The organism is Algibacter sp. AS12 (assembly GCF_046736315.1).
In the GTDB taxonomy this organism is placed as follows: Bacteria; Bacteroidota; Bacteroidia; order Flavobacteriales; family Flavobacteriaceae; genus Algibacter_B; species Algibacter_B amylolyticus.
In genome coordinates this window covers 2,238,970-2,258,778 of the sequence record NZ_CP151841.1, presented here as the reverse complement: position 1 = coordinate 2,258,778, position 19,809 = coordinate 2,238,970, and the positions used below count along the sequence as shown (strand labels likewise).

Here is a 19,809-nt window from a genome sequence, read left to right as displayed (position 1 = left end):
ATTAAAATCTTACCAAAAGTCCGCCACCCCAACCATATCGGTTGTTATAGTTTCCTTGAATTGAAAAATTTCGTGATAAAATATAAGAGGCTCCAACCAACCATTGGGTTTCGCCTTCGTATGAATTATTATTCTCCAAATTATTGACCCAACCAAAGTCAGCTCTATATTCATATTCGCCTTCTATAAAAAATCTTGGAAAAAGTAGAAGCTCTCTATCTAAGCGAATTCTAGGACGCAGTTGATGGTCCATACTCACATCTACATTAAATCTATATGGTGTGAAATATTTAACGCCAACTAATCCTACGGTATTAAACGTGTCATAAGAATCTGGTGTTGATGTTTCGGTGTTTAAACCTGCATAAACACGTACCCAATCATTTAAGTATCGGTTATAATTTACTTCTGCTTCAAGATTTTTATTATAATCCAATTCGGTTCTTAAACTAAATTCATTTCTAATATTACTGGACATAAGGTTTAATTCTGTGAAATTTGAACCTGCACGAGCACTTCCCCAAGAATAATAATGATCAGTTTCATTGATGAGTTTTTGAACTGGATATGCTTCCATCCTTTCATCTCGTGGTGTGTCATAACTAAATACTCTTGCCATACCACCCATCATATGATATAATACGTGACAATGAAAAAACCAATCGCCATATTCTTCGTTATAAAATTCAATAACTACTTTTTGCATTGGTGGCACATTAACCGTATGTTTTAATGGCGAGCGTTCTCCGTTTTCATTAATAACCCTGAAATAGTGACCGTGAAGATGCATTGGGTGGTGCATCATTGTTAAGTTATTTAAGGTTATTCTTGTAACCTCTCCACTTTTTATTTTAATTTTATCGGTTTCGGATAATGGCACACCATTCATACTCCATACATAGCGTTGCATATTACCAGTTAGATTAAGTAAAATATCATTTATAGGTATGTCGGACTTATAAGTAGTATTTTCTTTTGCCTCTAAAAAGTCATAGTTGAAATATGTTTTACGTGCATCATAATCAAACGAAGTCCTATCTTTTTGCATCATAAACATGTCATGTTTCATAGGTATTGAGTCTTTTTTCATTTCCATCTTATCCTTTTCATTCATCTTCATATCCATTTGGTCATTCATCTTACCATCTTTCATCGACATCATATTGTTCATCTCCATTTTCATGCTGCCGTCTTTCATATCCATCTTCATTCCATACTTTTCCATTAAAGCTTTAGGTGTATTTTTCTTTTGATTACCTGCCATTGCAGGTGCTCCCATTTTCATATCCATTTTTGCCATTTGCTTCATCATTGCTACTTTGTCTGGTCTATCTATTACAGTTGCAGGAAAAAGTTTTCCAGTACCCAAACGAATTGATGTGTAGCCCGACCCATCTTGTGCGGTTGCAGTTACTTCTAATGTACCGTTTGGTATCGTAACTATGACATCATAGGTTTCTGCTATACCAAAGAGAAACCTACTTTTATTGACTGGTGTGACATCGACACCATCACTTGAAACGACTGTAGCATTACCTGCTCCAAAATCCATCCAATAATAAGTTGAGGCAGAGGCGTTGATAAACCGAAGTCTTACTTTTTCTCCATGTTTAAACTTTGGATATTCTGCAAGTTTTTTACCATTAGAAAGAAATGCAGGGTAATAAATATCTGCAATATCTGCGCCTTCCATTCTATCGCGCCAAAACTTAAATTGCGCACCTAATGCACCTTCTTTTATAACTCTGCTTAATGGAACTGCTGTACCTTTTTTAACTTGATACCACTCGTTTCCTCTTTTAAGGTTACGCAATACGTTCATTGGTTTTTCATTTGTCCAATCAGAAAGTACTACGACTAAATCTGTGTCATATTCAAATGTTTTCTCTTTAGGCTGAATAACTATTGAACCGTAAACTCCTTTCTGCTCTTGTAACATAGTATGTGAGTGATACCAATACGTACCAGATTGGTTGATAGGAATTCTATATTGAAATGTTGTATTTGGTTTTATTGGTGGCGTGGTTAAATATGGTACACCATCATAAAAATTAGGAAGTATTAACCCGTGCCAATGCACAGAGGTTTCTTCATCCATTTTATTGGTAACATTAATTATGGCAAGGTCGCCTTCATTAAATTCTAATGTAGGACCAGGCACACTCCCGTTTATTGTCATACCATTGGCTGTAACTCCTGCGAGCGTTAATTCATTTTCTTCTATAGTGAGGTTATATTCTTTTATGTTTCTTCCTTCTTCTTTTCTGTCATTTCCATTTGTCCCGACTTGGGCAAATACAGTTGACGTTAAGAATAAGAATATAATTATGTTAACTGTTTTCATTGTTTACTGAATTAAATAATTAATAATTGTGGTTTGCACATAGTAGGTTTTAACTGACTCAATTTGATTCATTTGAAACTTCAATTGCAATTCTTGTATGTCCAAAACGTCATTAAAATCAATCGTTCCTGTTTCGTAATTTTTAATAAGAATCTCTTCAGCATCTTTAGCTTGCTTTAAGTTCTTCGTTTGGGTTGCATAACTTATTCTTGCTGAAACCTTATCGTTTACTGCTTTATCTAATAGTGTTTCTAAAGTATTTGTGCGCTCTTGTTTTTGTGCCAAAATCTCTTGCTGTTGCAACTCATTTTGTTTGGTTTGAGATTTGTACTTATTATTGAATAGAGGAATAGATACTGATACCATTGGCATGATTATATCTTTTCCATTGTCACTAAAATCCATGTTAGGACGTTTATCAACATTGATATAATCTAAACCGAAACCAATCATTGGACTACTTTCTTTTTGGTTTAATAATTCAGATTGCTCTACCGACTGATAGAGTTTATCGAATTTCAGTAATTCAGGATGAAGGGCTAAATTCTCAGAATTGATTTCAAAATCTTCTGAAGGAATCATTAACTCAATAACTACTGAAACTTGTACATCCTTATCACGATTTAAAAGCTTATTAAAAGTAGTTTGCTCCGCTAAAAACTGTTGACTCAAAACATCTAATAATTGTTGCATTTCATTTTGACGCATTTGTAATCGTAAAACATCTACAGCTGAAGCTTTGCCTACTTCAACCGATGTTAAAGCCAATGTTTCGTAAGTTTTAAGTAGTTTAATATTCTCGCTTAAAACGTCTTGTTTTCCTTTATTAGCGTAAAGATTGTAATAGGATTGTGATACCGATGCCATAAGTTTTCTTTTGGCAATAACAATATCTTCGTATTTAGCATCTGCCAAAGCGCTCACATAGTTTTCTCTTGCAGTTATATTCCCAAACCAAGGCAACATTTGTTTAGCTGATACTTTAAAGCGTTGCGCCCCTGTTCGGGTTTCTGGTTCGCTTACGAAGTAACCCACACCAAATTCGGTATTAGGCAATGTATTTACTTCATTCACTTTTTCTGAGGCAATACTATACTGTAATTCAAACTTTTGAATTTCAGGATTGTTATTTAATGCTTCATCAATAAGTGTTTCTAATTCTTGTGCATTAGAAACACTAAAAGCTAATAAACCTATGAGTGTATAAATTATTCTATTCATTTGTTTGCTCTTTTTAATTTAAACTCTTCTCTCCAGCTATATAATACTGGCACAATAAAGTAAGAGGTAATGTCTATAACCATTCCTCCAAATATTGGAATTGCCATAGGTATCATAATATCACTTCCTTTTCCTGTGGATGTCAATACTGGCAACAGCGCCAAAATGGTAGTTACAGTAGTCATTAAACAAGGACGAATACGTTTTTCGGCTGCCTGTAAAGCGCAAGTTCTAATGCTCTTTCTATCAGAAGGTTTTTCACGCTCAAAAGTTTGCGTGAGATAGGTTGCCATTACAACACCATCATCGGTGGCAATACCAAATAATGCTATAAAACCTACCCAAACAGCGACACTTAAATTGATGGTTTTCATATTGAAAAGATCCCGCATATTCTCTCCAAACAAACTGAAATTGAAAAACCAATCTTGACCGTACAGCCATATCATTATAAAACCACCTGCAAATGCAACCGTTATTCCTGTAAAAACCATTAGTGAAGTAGTAACAGATTTGAACTGGAAATACAAAATCAAGAAAATAATAGCAAGTGCTAATGGAACGACGACTGAAAGCGTTTTTTCTGCTCGTAACTGATTTTCGTAAGTTCCAGTAAATTTATAGCTGATGCCTTTAGGAACAGTTAATTCTCCTGAATCTATTTTCTGTTGAAACAATGCTTGTGCATTTTCAACAACATCCACTTCTGCAAATCCATCTAATTTATCAAACAACACATAGCCGACTAAAAAGGTGTCTTCACTTTTAATGACTTGCGGACCTTGTTCATATCTAATAGTTGCTAATTCACTTAATGGAACTGGACTTCCTTTTTCAACAGGAATATAAATTCCTTTAATATCTTCTGGATTTCCACGCAGCTCTCTAGGATATCTAACTCGAACAGCATAGCGCTCTCTTCCTTCAACAGTTTGCGTTATAGCCATACCACCAATTGCTACTTTCAACACACTTTGTACATCTTCTATAGACACACCATAACGTGCTATTTTTTCTCTATCAATATCAATAAGTAAATAAGGTTTCCCTACAATTCTATCTGCAAAGACAGCTTGCTCTTTTACACCTTCTGCTTGTTTAAGAATGGTTTCTAGTTGCAATCCAAACGCTTCAATTTGTTTTAAATCTTGTCCTTTTACTTTTATTCCCATAGGTGCACGCATACCAGTTTGAAGCATTACCAATCTGGTTTCTATCGGTTGTAATTTTGGTGCAGAAGTAACACCAGGTAATTTGGTAACTCTAACTATTTCATTCCAAATATCATCAGGACTATTAATCTCTGGTCGCCAATTACGATAGAATTCGCCATCATTATCTTCGATAAGTTGAGCATGTCCAACTTTTGTAAAAACAGTATTTTCTGAATTATTAGGGTTGGCGATGAATGTTCCATCTTTCAACTCAAAAGCACCATCGTCGTTTACTTTGTAACGTTGTCTTTTTCCTTTTGAATTACGCATGTATTCAGATTTATACTGAATCATGTTTTCGTACATAGATAAAGGTGCAGGGTCTAATGCAGATTCTGTTCTACCAGATTTTCCTACTACGGTTTCAATTTCTGGAATGGTGGCTACAGCCATATCTAATTGCTGAAGCACGCGTTTATTTTCCTCAACACCGGAATGTGGTAATGAGGTTGGCATTAATAGAAAAGAGCCTTCGTTTAGAGATGGCATAAATTCTTTTCCTGTATTATTCATTATCCACCCTCCAGAAACAAGCACAGTTGCTGGAATAATTAAAAACAATAACTTGTTTGCTAAAGCCCAATTTAAAATTTGACCATAGTACCTTCTAAAAATGGAAAATATTCCTAAAATTCCGAAGCAAATAATAGCCACAAAAATTAAGTTTACTAGAATACTTCTGTCAAAGCCTAATGGTCTCCAATATTCGGCAAGTAAAAATATAATGGCAGTACATGAAATAATAATATTTACAAGATTGCTATTTTTCTTATTTAGTTTACCCAAAACTCCAAGTAAACCTGTAATACCAAAAGCAATTAAAATAATCCCTAGCCAATATCCAGTAACCATAATTGCGATTCCAGCAATTATTAAAGCACCATTTATAATGTATTTAAATGAACTTTTAAGTGATGTTTTTCTGAATAAATAAGCTGCAAATGGCGGAATTAAAAACAAAGCAATAACCAAAGATGCTGATAATGCCATCGTTTTGGTAAATGCTAAAGGTCTAAACAATTTTCCTTCTGCACCAATCATTGTAAATACAGGAACAAAGCTGATAATTGTAGTCAATACCGCAGTTAAAATTGCTCCAGAAACTTCGGCAGTCGCATTATAAACTACTTCATTTGTTGTTAACTCTGTACCATCTTCTCGTAGTCTTAATTTTTCGTCATCGAGATGGCGAATCATATTCTCTGCGAGAATGACACCTACATCTACCATAGTTCCAATAGCAATAGCAATACCAGAAAGTGCTACAATATTGGCATCTACGTTAAACAGTTTCATGGTAACAAATACCATTAATACTGCAACAGGTAACAATCCAGAAATTAAAACAGAAGCTCTTAAATTGAAAACCATAACAATAATAACCAAAATGGTAATTAATATTTCTAGTGTTAATGCTTCGTTTAGTGTGTCTAATGTTTCTTGAATAAGTTCGGTACGATCATAGAAAGGAACTACTGTTAATTGAGATGTTCGTCCATCTGCCAATACTTTTGTTGGTAATCCTCCTTTTAGTTCTTCAATTTGCGCTTTTACATTGTTAATGACTTCCATCGGATTAGCACCATATCGCGCCACTACAACACCACCAACAACCTCTGCTCCTTCTTTATCCAATATGCCTCTTCGTGTTGCTGGACCTAATGATACTTTAGCTATGTCTTTAATCTTAATTGAAGTAAAATCTTCGGAAGTAACTACAGCATTTTCAATATCTTCAACAGATTTCACATAACCCAAACCACGCACTAAATATTCAGCTTGATTGATTTCTAAAGTCTGCGCACCAATATCTTGATTGCTACTTTTAACCGCTTTTACAACTTGGTTTAAACCAATGTTATATTGACGCATCAACTCTGGATTGACATCAACTTGATACTCCTGAACATAACCACCAATGGAAGCTACTTCAGAAACCCCACTTGCAGTAGATAAAGCATATTTTACATAGTAATCTTGAATGCTACGCAGTTCGTGTAAATCCCAACCACCAGTAACATTTCCGTTTTCATCTCGACCTTCAAGAGTGTACCAAAATATTTGTCCTAAACCTGTGGCATCTGGTCCTAATGCAGGATTAACACCTTCTGGTAATAATCCACTTGGTAATGAATTGAGTTTTTCTAGAATTCGACTGCGACTCCAATAGAATTCTATATCTTCTTCAAAAATGATATAGATGCTTGAAAACCCAAACATAGAAGAACTACGAATGGTTTTTACTCCTGGAATACCGAGTAAAGAAGTCGTTAAAGGATAAGTAATTTGGTCTTCTATATCTTGTGGCGAACGACCATCCCACTTTGTAAATACAATTTGTTGATTTTCTCCAATATCTGGAATGGCATCTACCGCTACAGGGTTGCTTGGTAAAAATCCTGTGTCCCAATTAAAAGGTGCGTTTACAGTTCCCCATCCAACGAAAAGGACGAGTAGCAAAACTGCTACGAGTTTGTTTTCTATTAAAAATTTGATGCTTTTATTTAGCATTAGCTTTGATTATTAAACAGTTAGACATTGGCGTTAAGAAAACACCGAATACAGCAAATTATCCTTATGACATCATACAGTCATAGGATAAAACAGTCTATTGTTTAAAAATCAAATTAAATAAGTCTCGTCAATCTTGAAGATTTCCTTTATGACGAGTGGTGGTTCGTATTCTTCAAAAGAAGATACATTGTTGTCTAAACCTTCAAAAAGGTTAATATAAGTGTAAACAAATGAAGCGATGAATACCTGTTGCTCTAAAGAAATTTTGTCAACTTGCAGTTGTAGTTCGTCTTGCCCATCAACTACCAATTGTTCATCATTACAACAATTCTTTTTTGTAATAGAACAACCTTTAGTTGAAGGATTATCCATTTCCATTCCGCATCCTTCAGCTTTATGGAACATAGCAGTTTCTACCAAAGTATCTCCACAATAATGCATACTAAGGGTAAATGACATTGTAGAGAATAACACTACAAAAGCCATTGACAAAGACATTATTTTATGGAATACTTGTTTCATACTGATTGCAAAGTTACGAAATTTTGAAATGATAGTAATTAATTAACAAGAGTTTAAGTATTCTGTAATAGTAATTACAGTCAAAAACCACTAATTCATTTCAAATTAAATGAATCTAATAAAAAATGAAAATGTTGTACCTATGTTGTACCTGAACAAAAAAAGCTCCTCAAAATTGAGAAGCTTTTGTCTACGATAACGCAGTTTAAAATGTGCGGGAGAAGAGACTCGAACTCTCACACCTCGCGGCACCAGATCCTAAGTCTGGCGTGTCTACCAATTCCACCACTCCCGCATTTTAATATTTTAATAACTTTTTCTTGCCTAATTCCTAAGTCTAGCGTGTCTACCAATTCCACCACGCCCGCAAAAGGACTGCAAATATAAACAACATTTTTAAATTGCAAACTTTATAGGGCCAAAAAACTTTCTTTTTTATACTTTTGATTATATCCACATAAAATTTTCAATGAATCAAATCAAATCTTACATAGCAGAACACAAAGAAAGATTCTTAACAGAATTAATCGATCTATTAAAAATTCCATCAATAAGTGCAGATAAAGCTTATAAAAAAGATGTTTTAAAAACGGCCGATGCTATTAAGGATAGCCTAGAAAAAGTAGGCTGCGATACTGTCCAAATTTGCAAAACAGACGGCTACCCTATTGTATATGCCCAAAAAATAATTGATAAAAACCTACCAACCATTTTAGTTTATGGACATTATGATGTGCAACCGCCAGATCCTATAAATTTATGGGACTCGCCACCTTTCGAGCCCATAATTAAAAAAACAGATAAACATCCCGACGGAGCTATTTTTGCCCGTGGTGCCTGCGATGACAAAGGACAAATGTACATGCATGTAAAAGCTATGGAGTTCATGACGGCTACCAACCAGCTGCCTTGCAACGTTAAATTTATGATTGAAGGCGAAGAAGAAGTAGGAAGCGCCAACCTAGCAACCTTTGTAAAAAACAACACCGAAAAACTTAAAAACGACGTTATATTAATTTCCGACACCGGAATGATTGCAAACCACGTCCCTTCCATAACCACTGGTTTACGCGGCTTAAGCTATGTCGAGGTAGAAGTTACAGGACCAAATCGCGATTTGCACTCGGGTCTTTATGGCGGCGCAGTAGCAAATCCAATAAATATTTTAACCAAAATGATTGCATCGCTTCACGACGAAAACAATCATATAACCATTCCTGGGTTTTACGATAACGTTGAAGAATTATCACAAAAAGAACGTGCAGAAATGGCTAAAGCACCATTCAATTTAGATACTTATAAAAAAGCTTTAGATATTAACGCTGTTTACGGCGAGGTCGGATACACAACCAACGAGCGCAATTCCATACGCCCAACACTAGACGTTAACGGCATTTGGGGTGGTTACACCGGCGAAGGTGCCAAAACCGTAATTGCAAGTAAAGCTTACGCAAAAATTTCTATGCGTTTGGTCCCAAATCAAGACTGGCTAAACATTACAAAATTATTTAAAAAACATTTCGAAAACATCGCCCCACAAGGCGTAACCGTAAAAGTAACCCCGCACCACGGCGGACAAGGCTACGTAACACCTATCGATAGTGTGGGCTACAAAGCTGCAAGTAAAGCCTACCAAGACACATTCGGAAAAACCCCAATACCACAACGTAGCGGCGGCAGCATACCCATTGTTGCCCTTTTCGAGCAAGAGTTAAAAAGTAAAACCATTTTAATGGGCTTTGGTCTAGACAGCGACGCCATCCATTCCCCAAACGAACATTTTGGAGTCTGGAACTACCTAAAAGGCATAGAAACCATACCTTTGTTTTACAAATATTTTACCGAGTTATCAAAGTAATTTGGGCGTTACCACAAGGGTCGCGCTTTCCATTATATCTTTTTTTGCCATATATGGCGGCAAAAAAAGGATGCCATTACAATCGCTAACGCAGTTAGCAACACAGCATGAAAAACCAACATAACCAGAACCTACTATTACTAACCTTAGCCACTTTACTAATTAGTACCTCTGGAGCCTTGGGGCGTTTTATAAGCATGCCAACCGAAATAATTATTTGGTGGCGCAGTGCTTTAGGCGCCGTGTTTCTGTTTATATTTTGTAAAATCAAAAAAGTAGATCTTAAAATTCAGTCTAACAAAGATTTTACAACTGTACTCATTAGTGCCATCTTTTTAGGCGCCCATTGGATTACCTATTTCTACGCCCTAAAACTCTCTAATGTAGCTTTAGGCATGTTATCGCTATTTACATTTCCAGTTATAACCGCTTTAATAGAACCCATTTTTACTAAAACAAAGCTAAATCCTATTCACATCCTTTTAGCCTTAATGGTATTGCTAGGTATTTATATATTGGCGCCCGATTTCAATTTTGAAAGCACACAAATAAAAGGGATTCTTTGTGGTTTGCTATCGGCATTATTTTACGCCATAAGAAATTTAATGCTTAAAAAGCCCGCGTCAAAATACAACGGCATGTCTTTAATGATGTACCAAACCTTATTTTTAACCTTAATTTTACTCCCTGTACTTTTTATAAAAGACAACTCCAATATAACAACACAATACCCTTATGTTATTTTATTAGCTTTAGTAACCACAGCAATAGGCCACTCGTTATTAATTAGTTGTTTTAAGCATTTCTCCATAAGTACAGCTAGTATTATTGGTAGCTCCCAACCTATTTTTGGTATTATAATAGCCTTTTTATTTCTAAACGAAATACCAACACTAAACACCTTTATTGGAGGCGCTTTAATTATTGGTACCGTTGTAATTGAGAGTGTTAGATCTAGAAAATAACACTTAAAAATCTTTTTTATATGGAATTTTGTAACAAATTGACTGCTTTAGCGTTCTAATAGACAATCATCAATCAAAAATCAATCACATCATGTTAAAGCAATTTTTTATTATCTGCTCTGGGGCAGATACCGATATTCTACAAACCTGTTCGGTTGGCGAGCAAAATAAATACGCAGGCATTGGCGCCACCGTTTTCTTTACTGCAATTATGGCTTTTATTGCCGGTAGTTATGCCCTTTACACCGTTTTCGACAATCCGTATACCTCCATATTTTTTGGACTTATTTGGGGATTACTCATTTTTAATTTAGACCGCTATATTGTTTCAACTATAAAAAAAACAGATTCTTTTTTTAAGGAAATTATTCAGGCATCGCCTAGAATAGTACTCGCTGTAATTATAGCCATTGTTATTTCAAAACCCTTAGAGCTTAAAATTTTCGAAAAAGAAATAAATCAGGTTTTACTAGAACAGAAAAACCAAATGACTTTAGCAAACAAAACTCAACTAGCTGAGCAATTCTCGCCCACAATTACAACACTACAAAACGACATAGCAAATTTAAATAACACTGTAAATACCAAAGAAGCAGAAGTTAACGCGCTTTACAACACCTATATTGCCGAAGCCGAAGGAACAGCAGGCACTAACCTTTTAGGAAAAGGCCCTGTTTATAAAGAAAAACGCGAAAAACACGACGCCTTATTAGCCGAATTACAACTATTAAAAGCAGAAAATAAAGCTAAAATAATAGCGATTGAAAACGAAATTACAAATCAAAAAAAACTGTATGAATCACAAGTAGCAAATACCCAACCTATTATTAATAATTTTGATGGGTTAATGGCACGTGTTGAAACCCTAGGCAAGTTGCCCTGGCTTCCATCGTTTTTTATATTCTTACTTTTTTTAGCCATAGAAACATCGCCAATAATAGCAAAACTATTGTCTCCTAAGGGCGCATACGATCTAAAACTAGAGGACCAAGAATCCGCGTTAAAAACAAATGTGTTGCAAAATAAAAACCAACGCGATGCTTTGTTAAAAACGGATTACGCCATTAACGATCGTATTTATAGCGACCTTGAAAACGAAGAGGAACTCTACACCTACAAGCGTAACAAATTGAGAGAACTAATGCAATTGCAGGCAGATTCCTTCTATAAAAAACAGAAAAATATATTGTGATTATGCGGCTATTTCAGATTTAAAGTGATCGTAAAGCTCTTTACAGCCAAAACCAACTATAGATAGTCGTTTGTTTTTAGCCAATGCTTCTTCGTGCAATTTTGAAATAGCATTTACACCATATCTATCCATACTTTCAACATCTTGAATACTGATAGTAATATGATTTGTCTTTTCAAAAATGTTTTTAAACTCTGCATTAAACACATTTAAACTTTGTTTGTTTAACACACCTTTTACTTTAAAGAAATTGTTGCAATTTGAAATTCTAAAATCCATAATTTGTTGATTTTTAAAGGTTAAAATAAACTTGAGGGAGAGTATTATTTTTTATTACATTTTAAAAGTACATAATAGGTAGGGTATTCACACAATTTTTTCGACCAACTCTTTTTTACTTTAGATGAAAAAAAGCTTTCTGTAAATTTTATCGGTGAATAACTTGATTTTCACCTCAATAAAAAAACTAAAACAAGAATAAAGATTTTATTACATTTACCAATGCTTTAAAATATTGGTATATTTATTGAAGTGGACTTAATACATAAACGCTAATTGTAAATAAAATTTAAACCCATGAAAAAACTTATTGTATTCCTATGTATAATTTGTTTCAGCAATAGTTACTCGCAAACAAATGATGAAGATGATGTTAAGGCAATAAACAAAGTTTTAAAAAAACAAAGAATAGCATGGTCTAACCACGATTTTGAAGGTTACATGGCGGGCTATTGGGACAGCGAGTTATTAAAATTTTATAGTAAAAATGGTATTACCTATGGTTGGGAAAACACTTTTGACCGTTATGAAAAAGCTTATCCAACAAAAGAGCATACAGGAAAACTTAGTTTTAAAATTAACGACATTTCCAAAATAAGCGAAGGTGCTTATTACGTTTTAGGCGAATACCACATTAAACGAGACATGGGAAATGCAGATGGTATTTTTATGCTAGTCTTTAAAAAGATTAATGGCGAATGGAAAATTATTGCAGATACCTCAACGTAATAGTTAACGCCTAAAGTAAAAATGTTCTATACTAATTAAAGGCAGACCCTTTGCAGATAGGTGCGTTAGGGATTGCAACGGCATCCTTTTTAAAGCTTTAAAACAAAAAGGTGAGGCTATCCATAATTTAAAAGGTTGCCATGGCTTATTACTTGCTATGGCACTTTAAAAAGATATAGTGGAAAGCCCGACCTTTAGGTAACGCCTAAATATTACAATTTCTTTACAAAATCTGTAATTATTACGGTAAGTGTTGGTCCTACTTTACCTTCTATATATTTTTCGTTTTCGCGATCTAGACGAATATTTCGTACTGCGGTGCCTTGTTTTGCCACCAAGCTAGAGCCTTTAACTTTTAAATCTTTTATAAGTACTACCGAGTCGCCGTGTTGTAATACTACACCGTTTACATCTCTATGAATAAGTTGTTCGGGATCTGGAGCGCCCTCGCCAGTTGCCTTTGCAAACTCTAAAACATCGTCTTCTAAATACATCATATCTAGTAGGTCTTGCGGCCAACCTTCTTTTCTTAAACGCGATAACATTCTCCAAGCGGCTACTTTAACAGCTTCGTGCTCGCTCCACATACTATCGTTTAAACAACGCCAGTGGTTAGCATCGGTAGTGTCTGGATTTTCAATTTGATCGACACAGGTTTTACAGGCTACTAAAGACTTATTTAGTGCCTCGTCCTTTTGTGGTAATAATGTATGAATTTGTAAATGCTCTACGTTTCCGCACAATTCGCATTTATTATCTGCTCTTTTATAGAATTCTCTTTCTAAACTCATAATTTAAATTTTGTAGTGCAATAATACAGCTTAATAGCAGCTTGTACAAATTTGAGATTACTACATAATGATTCTCTCTATAATTAGATAAAAACGACCGCTTATTTAATACAAAAAGGACACTTAACGCGTCCTTTTTTTTTTGCTTATAAACTGTACTAGTTATTATTTTGACATATCGTGTATCCAGGTGTATAAATAATCGCCATGAACGCCAGTAAAATAACTTTGCCATGCTTTTATTTTTGCTTTATTTTCTTCGTTATCCGGAAATGCAGCCTTCATAAGCTCATCGTCTCTATCAAACATTTTATCCAAATCGGCTAAAGAATCTAGAAAATAGGCTTCCATAAACTCGGTTTTGTCTGAGCCCCAAGCATGCACATTAGGATAATAGGCTTTTATGTATTCGTTTTTTAAGGTAAGTTTTTCATGGCCTTCTTTTCTTAACTTTTCAAACTCTTCCATGGAGCCATCTTCAGGAAAAGCAAAATGGCTTTTTCTAACATAACACAGCATATCTTTAGTTGGTTTTTCAGTCATGTGTTTGGCTCCCGAAATTGGCGCGTAAATTTCATCGGAGTGCTCGTTAGTATAATAAGTGCTTATTTTTTTGAAATATGCTTTTCTTTCGGCTTCATCTGGCCATGCTTCTTTTTCTAACTCGGCACTTCGTTTCGCAAACTTTCCTATATCGTTCCATGACGCAAAATTATTTACCACCAATAACTCGGTGTTATCTTCGCTCATGTTATGCATATACACAGAATGCCCCATGATATATTCATTTTTCATGATTACCTTTTCAAAATACTCTTTTTCTAAGGCTTTCCATTCGGATAATTTAAAATCTTTTTTATCGGGGTTCCAATGGTTCATTGTTACCGTCATGTACTCTTGTTCTTTTTCCGTATCGTCTTGCGCGGAAACTACAAGTTGACCGAGTAACAATGTAAGAACAATTAATGTTGAAAATAATGGATTGGCTTTTTTCATAATCTGTAATAATTAAAGTTAATAATTTGTTGAAATTAAATACGCTTTAATATTCTTGGGAGTGCGATTATGCTAAAAATAAATACTTATGTAATTGAGAGATGATAAATATATGCAAAAAACTATTGATTATCAATAATTTAACCAAGCAAAGTTTCGCGCATTTTTTTGGTCATGCCTTTTATAACCATGGCATAGGAATGGTCTATTAACTCTAAAATGAGTTTAGGTTGCAATTCGCCTTCGTGAAGATACAGGGTGTTCCAATGTTTTTTACTCATGTGAAACCCTGGGCGAATACTATTATAATCGGCGCGTAATTCTTCCGAATATTCTGGATCTGCCTTTAAATTTATGGTGGTTTCGCCGGCCTCCCATTTTTTTAAACTTACTAAAGCAAACATTTTTCCTAACACCTTAAATACGAGTGTGTCCTCATCAAAAGGAAAATCTTCGGTGGTTCCTTTTTTAGCTAAACAATAATCTCGAATTTGTTCGATATTCATTTATTTAAGCTTTTTAGTCTCGTCTGTTCCAATTTCTAGGGCAGAATAATCTAACTTCCAGCCAATAGTTTCAACAATGGTTTCTATAAGTAAAATGGTTTCTAAGGCTTCTTTTTGTGCCGCCTGAATGAGTCCGCTTTCTGGAATTTTATCTTTTATATGAAGTTTGGCCTCGTTGTGCAATCCGGTTAAATCGTTTGCTTCAAACCTATTAAAATAGCCATCGGACTTATCATAATAATTTAAATTAGTTTCTATGGATAGAATTTCTGGCTGCGGAAAATGTTTTAGTATTATTTTCTTTTTATCGGTATCGGCCTGCAAATCTATTTTTGATAAATCGTAACCAATATGGGCTTTAGCGTTAATAACCACTAACGCTTTTTTACGACTTGTAATGAGTTTTAAAAAGCGCTCTTTAACATCTTCATAATGGTAAATTTCTGCAAAATCGCCTTCAACGGTAATAAACTTACATACCTTTTTTATCTTATCTAAAAGGATAGTAGATTGCGAATTAACAAGCTGTTTTTTCTTAATAGATTTTAAAACGGTAACTACGCCTAGTGTTACCAAAACTGCAATAATAACGGCTAAAAAAATTTCCATTTAACTAATAACTTTGTATAATACGGGTTTACTTGGAGTAGCGTCATTCTCGAACGGCGCTATTTGCAAATTTAAAAAATACTCACCGTCTTCTATTTTGTTGGACACATAAATAAACTCGGTAATGGTAGCATCTAATCTTAATTTCCCTTTAGTATTCCAAAATTCTCGGTGTCCTAAAAGTTCGCCACCGTCTTTTTCTTTATCAATACTGGGTAAATCTATTAGCAAGTGCTTTATACCCTTTTCTACAAGAAACTTTACAGCATCTGCTTCAAGATACGGCCAATTTGTATTGGAGTATTGCCTAGAGTGTTTCTCGCGCGTATTTGGTATGGTTCGTATAACAATAGCATCTCTTTTTTTATTTCCTAGAGCAAACTGCAATTGCTTTTTTGATATAATTTTATCTTCCCCATCGTTTTCGGGTGCTACCGTAACAACTTCAGCAAGAAAAAAGAAGGTTTTTAAATTTTGATTTATAGAGTGCACTTTTTCTGTAATATGTCCAGCACACTCGGTATGTGTGCCATGTGCATGCGGATTAAACTGAATATTATTGAAATTAATATCGGCACCTTCACTTACAGCTGCTGTCCACTCTCCATCTTTTACAGGTTCAATTTTTGGTGCATCAACATACCATGCATTCACATTTTTTTCTGATGAAATAAGTGGTATAGAAATATCCAAAGGTTTTGAAAAATCGATTTGAAGTTTTCTAGAGTTGTATTGAATAGTTGCAATCAAGATAAGTTTATTTTAAAAAGGTTTGCGGCGATACCATCGCTAAGAAATTTACCTTTTTTTGTGGTTAATAATTTATTACCATCAATATACAATAAATGTTCTTGAATATAAATTTCTGATTGTTTTAATAAATAGTTTTTATAAGTTTCGCCAAAATTATTCTCAATTTTTTCTAATGAAACGCCCCAAACAGTTCTTAAACCCGTCATGATATACTCATTGAATTTATCGGTTTTAGATAGGGTTTCTATTTCGTTAGGTAATGTATTGTTTTGAATAGATTTTATATACTTTGTATTGTTAGACACATTCCAACTACGTTGGTCACCATTAAAGGAATGCGCCGAAGGGCCAATACCCAAATAGGGTTTACCAAGCCAATAGGCCGAATTATTTTTACTAAAATACTCGGGCTTACCAAAGTTAGACAACTCGTAATTCACAAAGCCTAAGGCCTCCAAAGTATCTACAAGAATATTAAATTGCTCTTGTGCTAAATCATCGTCTACATTAGCAATAACACCTTTTTTAATAAAGGTTTCTAGGGCTGTTTTAGGTTCTACAGTTAAGGCATAACAAGAAATGTGTGGCACATTAAAGGCTAATACAGTTTCTATATTTTTAATCCAGGCTGCGTTGGTTAATCCTGGAATACCATAAATTAAATCGACAGAAATATTATCGAAATGTTTCGTGGCTTCTTCCAAACATTTAAGCGCTTCTTTAGCGTTGTGCGCGCGGTTCATGAGTTTTAAATCGCTTTCGTAAAACGACTGAATACCAATGCTTAATCGATTTATCCGACTTTTAGCCAATTCTTGTATTACGCTTTCAGATAAATCGTCTGGGTTGGCTTCCAAAGTGATTTCTGGATGCTCAACAATGTTGTAATGTTTGTAAGCGGCATCTATTATAAAATCCAATTCATTGCAAGACAATAAACTTGGTGTTCCGCCTCCAAAGTAAATGGTTTCTATGTTTTGGCTTTCTAGCTCGTTTTTTCTAAGCTTTAATTCTTGTACCAAACACCGAATTAATTCTTCTTTCTTTTTTAAAGAGGTGGAAAAATGAAAATCGCAGTAGTGACAAGCTTGCTTGCAAAATGGTATGTGTATATATATGCCTGCCATTACTTCTTAATTCTACCTGCATTCTGTTTAACAAAAGCGTCCCAACCCGTATAACTCTTACCTAACTCAATTCGTCCAGAGTTATAAAAGTGACAAACGGCTGCCGCTAATCCATCAGTTGAATCTAAATTTTTGGGTAAGGTTTTTAACCCTAACATACTTTGAAGCATTTTGGCAACTTGTTCTTTACTAGCATTTCCGTTTCCGGTAATAGCCATTTTAATTTTTTTAGGTAAGTATTCTGTAATAGGAATTTCTCTACTTAAACCAGCTGCCATAGCAACACCTTGCGCTCTACCTAATTTTAACATACTCTGTACGTTTTTACCAAAAAAGGGGGCTTCAATAGCTATTTCGTCTGGATTATGCGTATCAATAAGTTCCATAGTACGCTCAAAAATGAGTTTTAATTTTAAATAATGATCGCTATATTTTTTTAAATCCAATTCATTTAACTGAACAAAATGCATGGTTTTACCCACTACCTTTATAATGCCAAAACCCATAATGGTTGTACCAGGGTCTATACCCAAAATTATTCTTTCTTTCATTAATCTCCACAGTAATAACAACCACTTAGCGAAATAGACGCGCCAAAAGTTAGGGTTAAAATATCGCCATTAAACGACCCGAATCCGGTAGTAACGGGACTAAAATCCTTTGAAAAACCTTTAGCATATGAGGCATCCACATAAATTGACAGCTTATCGGAAACACCATAATGCAACTCGATTCCTGCCATAGCATTTAAATACGATGTTTTATTATTTCCATAATCGCCTAAAGGTTTTATCATGGTAAACCCAGGTCCGGCATGAACAAAAGCGCCTAAATTATCTACAAAACTGGTAATTACCGAGGCGTCGTATACCGCTTGCGCATTAATTCTGGTATAGTTTATTTTAAATTCTGGAGTATTATCGGCATTTGCAAAGCGATTATAGCCCAAATCTAATTTAACGCCTAAACGTTGCTTAAACATGTATTGTAGCCCTAAATTAATGGTTGGGAAATTTATAGAATTACTTTCAAAATCCTCTACAAACCCACTCGAAGACGGACTATTTACACCCAAAGCAAATTGCGCTTTAAAAGTACTTGTATCGCTTTGTGAAAACCCAGAAAAGCTGTAGATTAAAAATGCTATAGCCAACCAAAAATTAGTATTCAATTTAAAACTTGAGGTCATGTGGTAATATTAATTTAATTTGCATCGCTAATGATCCGTACGTTACCATACAAAACTAAACAATTCTTTTTTGTGCTTATTAAAATAAGCATTGTAGTTGGTGCTTTTTATTTTATTTACAATAAACTAACCCATAATACAGCATTAAGTTTTTCAGAATTTATCGAATTTTCAACAAAAAACGAGGTGTTTTCATTAAAAAACATCATTTTTTCACTTCTTTTAAGCATATTTAACTGGTTTTTCGAAATTTTAAAATGGCAAACATTAGTAACTTTTATAAAAAAAATCAGTTTTAAAACAGCACTAAAACAAAGTTTAGGATCTTTAACAGCATCTTTACTTACACCAAACAGAATTGGAGAATATGGCGCAAAAGCCATGTATTACAGCGCACATTTTAGAAAACGTGTTATGATGGTTAACCTTTTTAGTAATGTGTTTCAAATGTGTGCAACCACCCTAATAGGTTCTATTGGATTTAGCCTGTTTATTTTACAATACAATCCGGATATAAACTATGTTAAACTGAGTAAATTTATAATCATTGTACTGTCTAGCTTTATTATATTAGGTTTTGGGATTTCCAAAAGTAGGTTTAATATTAAAGGCTTTTCAGTAAAAAAACTAAAGCAGTTTATTTTAGAATTTCCTAAAAGCAAATTAGCTGTAGGCCTACTTTTATCACTACTACGTTATGCTATTTTTTCGTTCCAATTCTATTTCTTGTTACATATTTTTAAAACAGAACTCAGCTATTTAAATGCTATGATTATTATTAGTTCAATGTACTTATTAGCTTCTAGCATTCCAGTTATATTTATATTCGATGTGGTAGTAAAGGGCAGTATTGCAGTTTATTTGTTTTCGTTAGCTGGCGTTAACGAATTGATAGTTTTATGCATAGTTACCATCATGTGGTTGCTAAATTTTGTAATACCAAGTTTGTTTGGCAGTTACTATGTGCTTAGTTTTAGCCTTCCTAAAAATAACGTGTAAT

Annotated in this window: 18 protein-coding genes and 1 tRNA gene; 5 read left to right on the top strand and 14 right to left on the bottom strand. The window is 34.3% G+C overall.

Going from position 1 to position 19,809, the window contains the following annotated elements:
- Position 1 precedes the first annotated feature (1 nt).
- The 5 genes from AAFN75_RS09390 to AAFN75_RS09370 form a co-directional block, all read right to left on the bottom strand.
- On the bottom strand, positions 2–2,344 hold the full coding sequence (locus AAFN75_RS09390) for a multicopper oxidase domain-containing protein (protein ID WP_411806104.1): 2,343 nt from the start codon (positions 2,342–2,344) through the stop codon (positions 2–4).
- Positions 2,345–2,347: 3 nt separating this feature from the next.
- A complete protein-coding gene (locus AAFN75_RS09385; protein ID WP_411806103.1) occupies positions 2,348–3,565 on the bottom strand; it encodes a TolC family protein in 1,218 nt (405 codons plus the stop codon).
- Complete coding sequence (locus tag AAFN75_RS09380; RefSeq protein ID WP_411806102.1) at positions 3,562–7,290, bottom strand: efflux RND transporter permease subunit; 3,729 nt, start codon at positions 7,288–7,290, stop codon at positions 3,562–3,564. Before AAFN75_RS09380 ends, AAFN75_RS09385 begins: the two co-directional genes overlap by 4 nt.
- 111 nt (positions 7,291–7,401) lie before the next feature.
- Positions 7,402–7,815, bottom strand: a complete 414-nt coding sequence (locus AAFN75_RS09375; RefSeq protein ID WP_411806101.1) for an HYC_CC_PP family protein — start codon at positions 7,813–7,815, stop codon at positions 7,402–7,404.
- A 213-nt stretch (positions 7,816–8,028) separates the two neighbouring features.
- Positions 8,029–8,110 (bottom strand) — tRNA-Leu (locus AAFN75_RS09370).
- A 174-nt stretch (positions 8,111–8,284) separates the two neighbouring features.
- On the opposite strand from AAFN75_RS09370, the gene AAFN75_RS09365 reads away from it, so the two are divergent.
- The 3 genes from AAFN75_RS09365 to AAFN75_RS09355 all read left to right on the top strand — a co-directional run bounded on the left by AAFN75_RS09365 (position 8,285) and on the right by AAFN75_RS09355 (position 11,830).
- Positions 8,285–9,673 (top strand): dipeptidase, encoded by a 1,389-nt coding sequence (locus tag AAFN75_RS09365; protein ID WP_411806100.1) that lies wholly within the window; start codon positions 8,285–8,287, stop codon positions 9,671–9,673.
- Positions 9,674–9,780: 107 nt separating this feature from the next.
- Positions 9,781–10,638: a DMT family transporter gene (locus AAFN75_RS09360; RefSeq protein WP_411806099.1), complete on the top strand. Its 858-nt coding sequence runs from the start codon at positions 9,781–9,783 to the stop codon at positions 10,636–10,638.
- A gap of 91 nt (positions 10,639–10,729) precedes the next feature.
- Positions 10,730–11,830 (top strand): DUF4407 domain-containing protein, encoded by a 1,101-nt coding sequence (locus tag AAFN75_RS09355; RefSeq protein ID WP_411806098.1) that lies wholly within the window; start codon positions 10,730–10,732, stop codon positions 11,828–11,830.
- On the opposite strand, the gene AAFN75_RS09350 is transcribed toward AAFN75_RS09355, so the two are convergent.
- Positions 11,831–12,109, bottom strand: coding sequence for an STAS domain-containing protein (locus AAFN75_RS09350; protein WP_411806097.1), 279 nt, complete (start codon positions 12,107–12,109; stop codon positions 11,831–11,833).
- Positions 12,110–12,406: 297 nt separating this feature from the next.
- Between AAFN75_RS09350 and AAFN75_RS09345 the strand changes: the two genes are divergently transcribed.
- On the top strand, positions 12,407–12,838 hold the full coding sequence (locus AAFN75_RS09345) for a YybH family protein (protein WP_411806096.1): 432 nt from the start codon (positions 12,407–12,409) through the stop codon (positions 12,836–12,838).
- A 212-nt stretch (positions 12,839–13,050) separates the two neighbouring features.
- Here AAFN75_RS09345 and AAFN75_RS09340 read toward each other — a convergent pair whose 3' ends face one another.
- The 8 genes from AAFN75_RS09340 to AAFN75_RS09305 form a co-directional block, all read right to left on the bottom strand.
- Positions 13,051–13,629, bottom strand: a complete 579-nt coding sequence (locus tag AAFN75_RS09340) for a PhnA domain-containing protein (RefSeq protein ID WP_411806095.1) — start codon at positions 13,627–13,629, stop codon at positions 13,051–13,053.
- A 165-nt stretch (positions 13,630–13,794) separates the two neighbouring features.
- Entirely contained in the window at positions 13,795–14,625 is an 831-nt protein-coding gene (locus tag AAFN75_RS09335) for a hypothetical protein (RefSeq protein WP_411806094.1), read from the bottom strand.
- A 140-nt stretch (positions 14,626–14,765) separates the two neighbouring features.
- Positions 14,766–15,131 carry an MmcQ/YjbR family DNA-binding protein gene (locus AAFN75_RS09330; protein WP_411806093.1) on the bottom strand — a complete coding sequence of 122 codons (366 nt, stop codon included), beginning with the start codon at positions 15,129–15,131 and terminating at the stop codon, positions 14,766–14,768.
- Complete coding sequence (locus tag AAFN75_RS09325) at positions 15,132–15,740, bottom strand: DUF4230 domain-containing protein (RefSeq protein WP_411806092.1); 609 nt, start codon at positions 15,738–15,740, stop codon at positions 15,132–15,134.
- Positions 15,741–16,490: a cyclase family protein gene (locus tag AAFN75_RS09320; protein ID WP_411806091.1), complete on the bottom strand. Its 750-nt coding sequence runs from the start codon at positions 16,488–16,490 to the stop codon at positions 15,741–15,743.
- The gene (gene hemW, locus AAFN75_RS09315) at positions 16,487–17,620 is read right to left on the bottom strand and encodes a radical SAM family heme chaperone HemW (RefSeq protein WP_411806090.1); all 1,134 of its coding nucleotides are present in this window, start codon (positions 17,618–17,620) and stop codon (positions 16,487–16,489) included. Before hemW ends, AAFN75_RS09320 begins: the two co-directional genes overlap by 4 nt.
- Positions 17,620–18,171 carry a crossover junction endodeoxyribonuclease RuvC gene (gene ruvC, locus AAFN75_RS09310; RefSeq protein WP_411806089.1) on the bottom strand — a complete coding sequence of 184 codons (552 nt, stop codon included), beginning with the start codon at positions 18,169–18,171 and terminating at the stop codon, positions 17,620–17,622. Before ruvC ends, hemW begins: the two co-directional genes overlap by 1 nt.
- Positions 18,171–18,809 carry an outer membrane beta-barrel protein gene (locus tag AAFN75_RS09305; protein ID WP_411806088.1) on the bottom strand — a complete coding sequence of 213 codons (639 nt, stop codon included), beginning with the start codon at positions 18,807–18,809 and terminating at the stop codon, positions 18,171–18,173. Before AAFN75_RS09305 ends, ruvC begins: the two co-directional genes overlap by 1 nt.
- Positions 18,810–18,839: 30 nt before the next feature.
- Between AAFN75_RS09305 and AAFN75_RS09300 the strand changes: the two genes are divergently transcribed.
- A complete protein-coding gene (locus AAFN75_RS09300; RefSeq protein ID WP_411806087.1) occupies positions 18,840–19,808 on the top strand; it encodes a lysylphosphatidylglycerol synthase domain-containing protein in 969 nt (322 codons plus the stop codon).
- Position 19,809: the final 1 nt, after the last annotated feature.

Coding starts and splice junctions, on each gene's coding strand:
- AAFN75_RS09355 (WP_411806098.1), top strand. CDS start 10,730: ATGTTAAAGCAATTTTTTATTATCTGCTCTGGGGCAGATACCGATATT.
- AAFN75_RS09385 (WP_411806103.1), bottom strand. CDS start 3,565: ATGAATAGAATAATTTATACACTCATAGGTTTATTAGCTTTTAGTGTT.
- AAFN75_RS09305 (WP_411806088.1), bottom strand. CDS start 18,809: ATGACCTCAAGTTTTAAATTGAATACTAATTTTTGGTTGGCTATAGCA.
- AAFN75_RS09335 (WP_411806094.1), bottom strand. CDS start 14,625: ATGAAAAAAGCCAATCCATTATTTTCAACATTAATTGTTCTTACATTG.
- AAFN75_RS09365 (WP_411806100.1), top strand. CDS start 8,285: ATGAATCAAATCAAATCTTACATAGCAGAACACAAAGAAAGATTCTTA.
- AAFN75_RS09375 (WP_411806101.1), bottom strand. CDS start 7,815: ATGAAACAAGTATTCCATAAAATAATGTCTTTGTCAATGGCTTTTGTA.
- AAFN75_RS09330 (WP_411806093.1), bottom strand. CDS start 15,131: ATGAATATCGAACAAATTCGAGATTATTGTTTAGCTAAAAAAGGAACC.
- AAFN75_RS09325 (WP_411806092.1), bottom strand. CDS start 15,740: ATGGAAATTTTTTTAGCCGTTATTATTGCAGTTTTGGTAACACTAGGC.
- AAFN75_RS09300 (WP_411806087.1), top strand. CDS start 18,840: ATGATCCGTACGTTACCATACAAAACTAAACAATTCTTTTTTGTGCTT.
- AAFN75_RS09350 (WP_411806097.1), bottom strand. CDS start 12,109: ATGGATTTTAGAATTTCAAATTGCAACAATTTCTTTAAAGTAAAAGGT.
- AAFN75_RS09340 (WP_411806095.1), bottom strand. CDS start 13,629: ATGAGTTTAGAAAGAGAATTCTATAAAAGAGCAGATAATAAATGCGAA.
- AAFN75_RS09360 (WP_411806099.1), top strand. CDS start 9,781: ATGAAAAACCAACATAACCAGAACCTACTATTACTAACCTTAGCCACT.
- AAFN75_RS09345 (WP_411806096.1), top strand. CDS start 12,407: ATGAAAAAACTTATTGTATTCCTATGTATAATTTGTTTCAGCAATAGT.
- AAFN75_RS09390 (WP_411806104.1), bottom strand. CDS start 2,344: ATGAAAACAGTTAACATAATTATATTCTTATTCTTAACGTCAACTGTA.
- hemW (WP_411806090.1), bottom strand. CDS start 17,620: ATGGCAGGCATATATATACACATACCATTTTGCAAGCAAGCTTGTCAC.
- AAFN75_RS09380 (WP_411806102.1), bottom strand. CDS start 7,290: ATGCTAAATAAAAGCATCAAATTTTTAATAGAAAACAAACTCGTAGCA.
- ruvC (WP_411806089.1), bottom strand. CDS start 18,171: ATGAAAGAAAGAATAATTTTGGGTATAGACCCTGGTACAACCATTATG.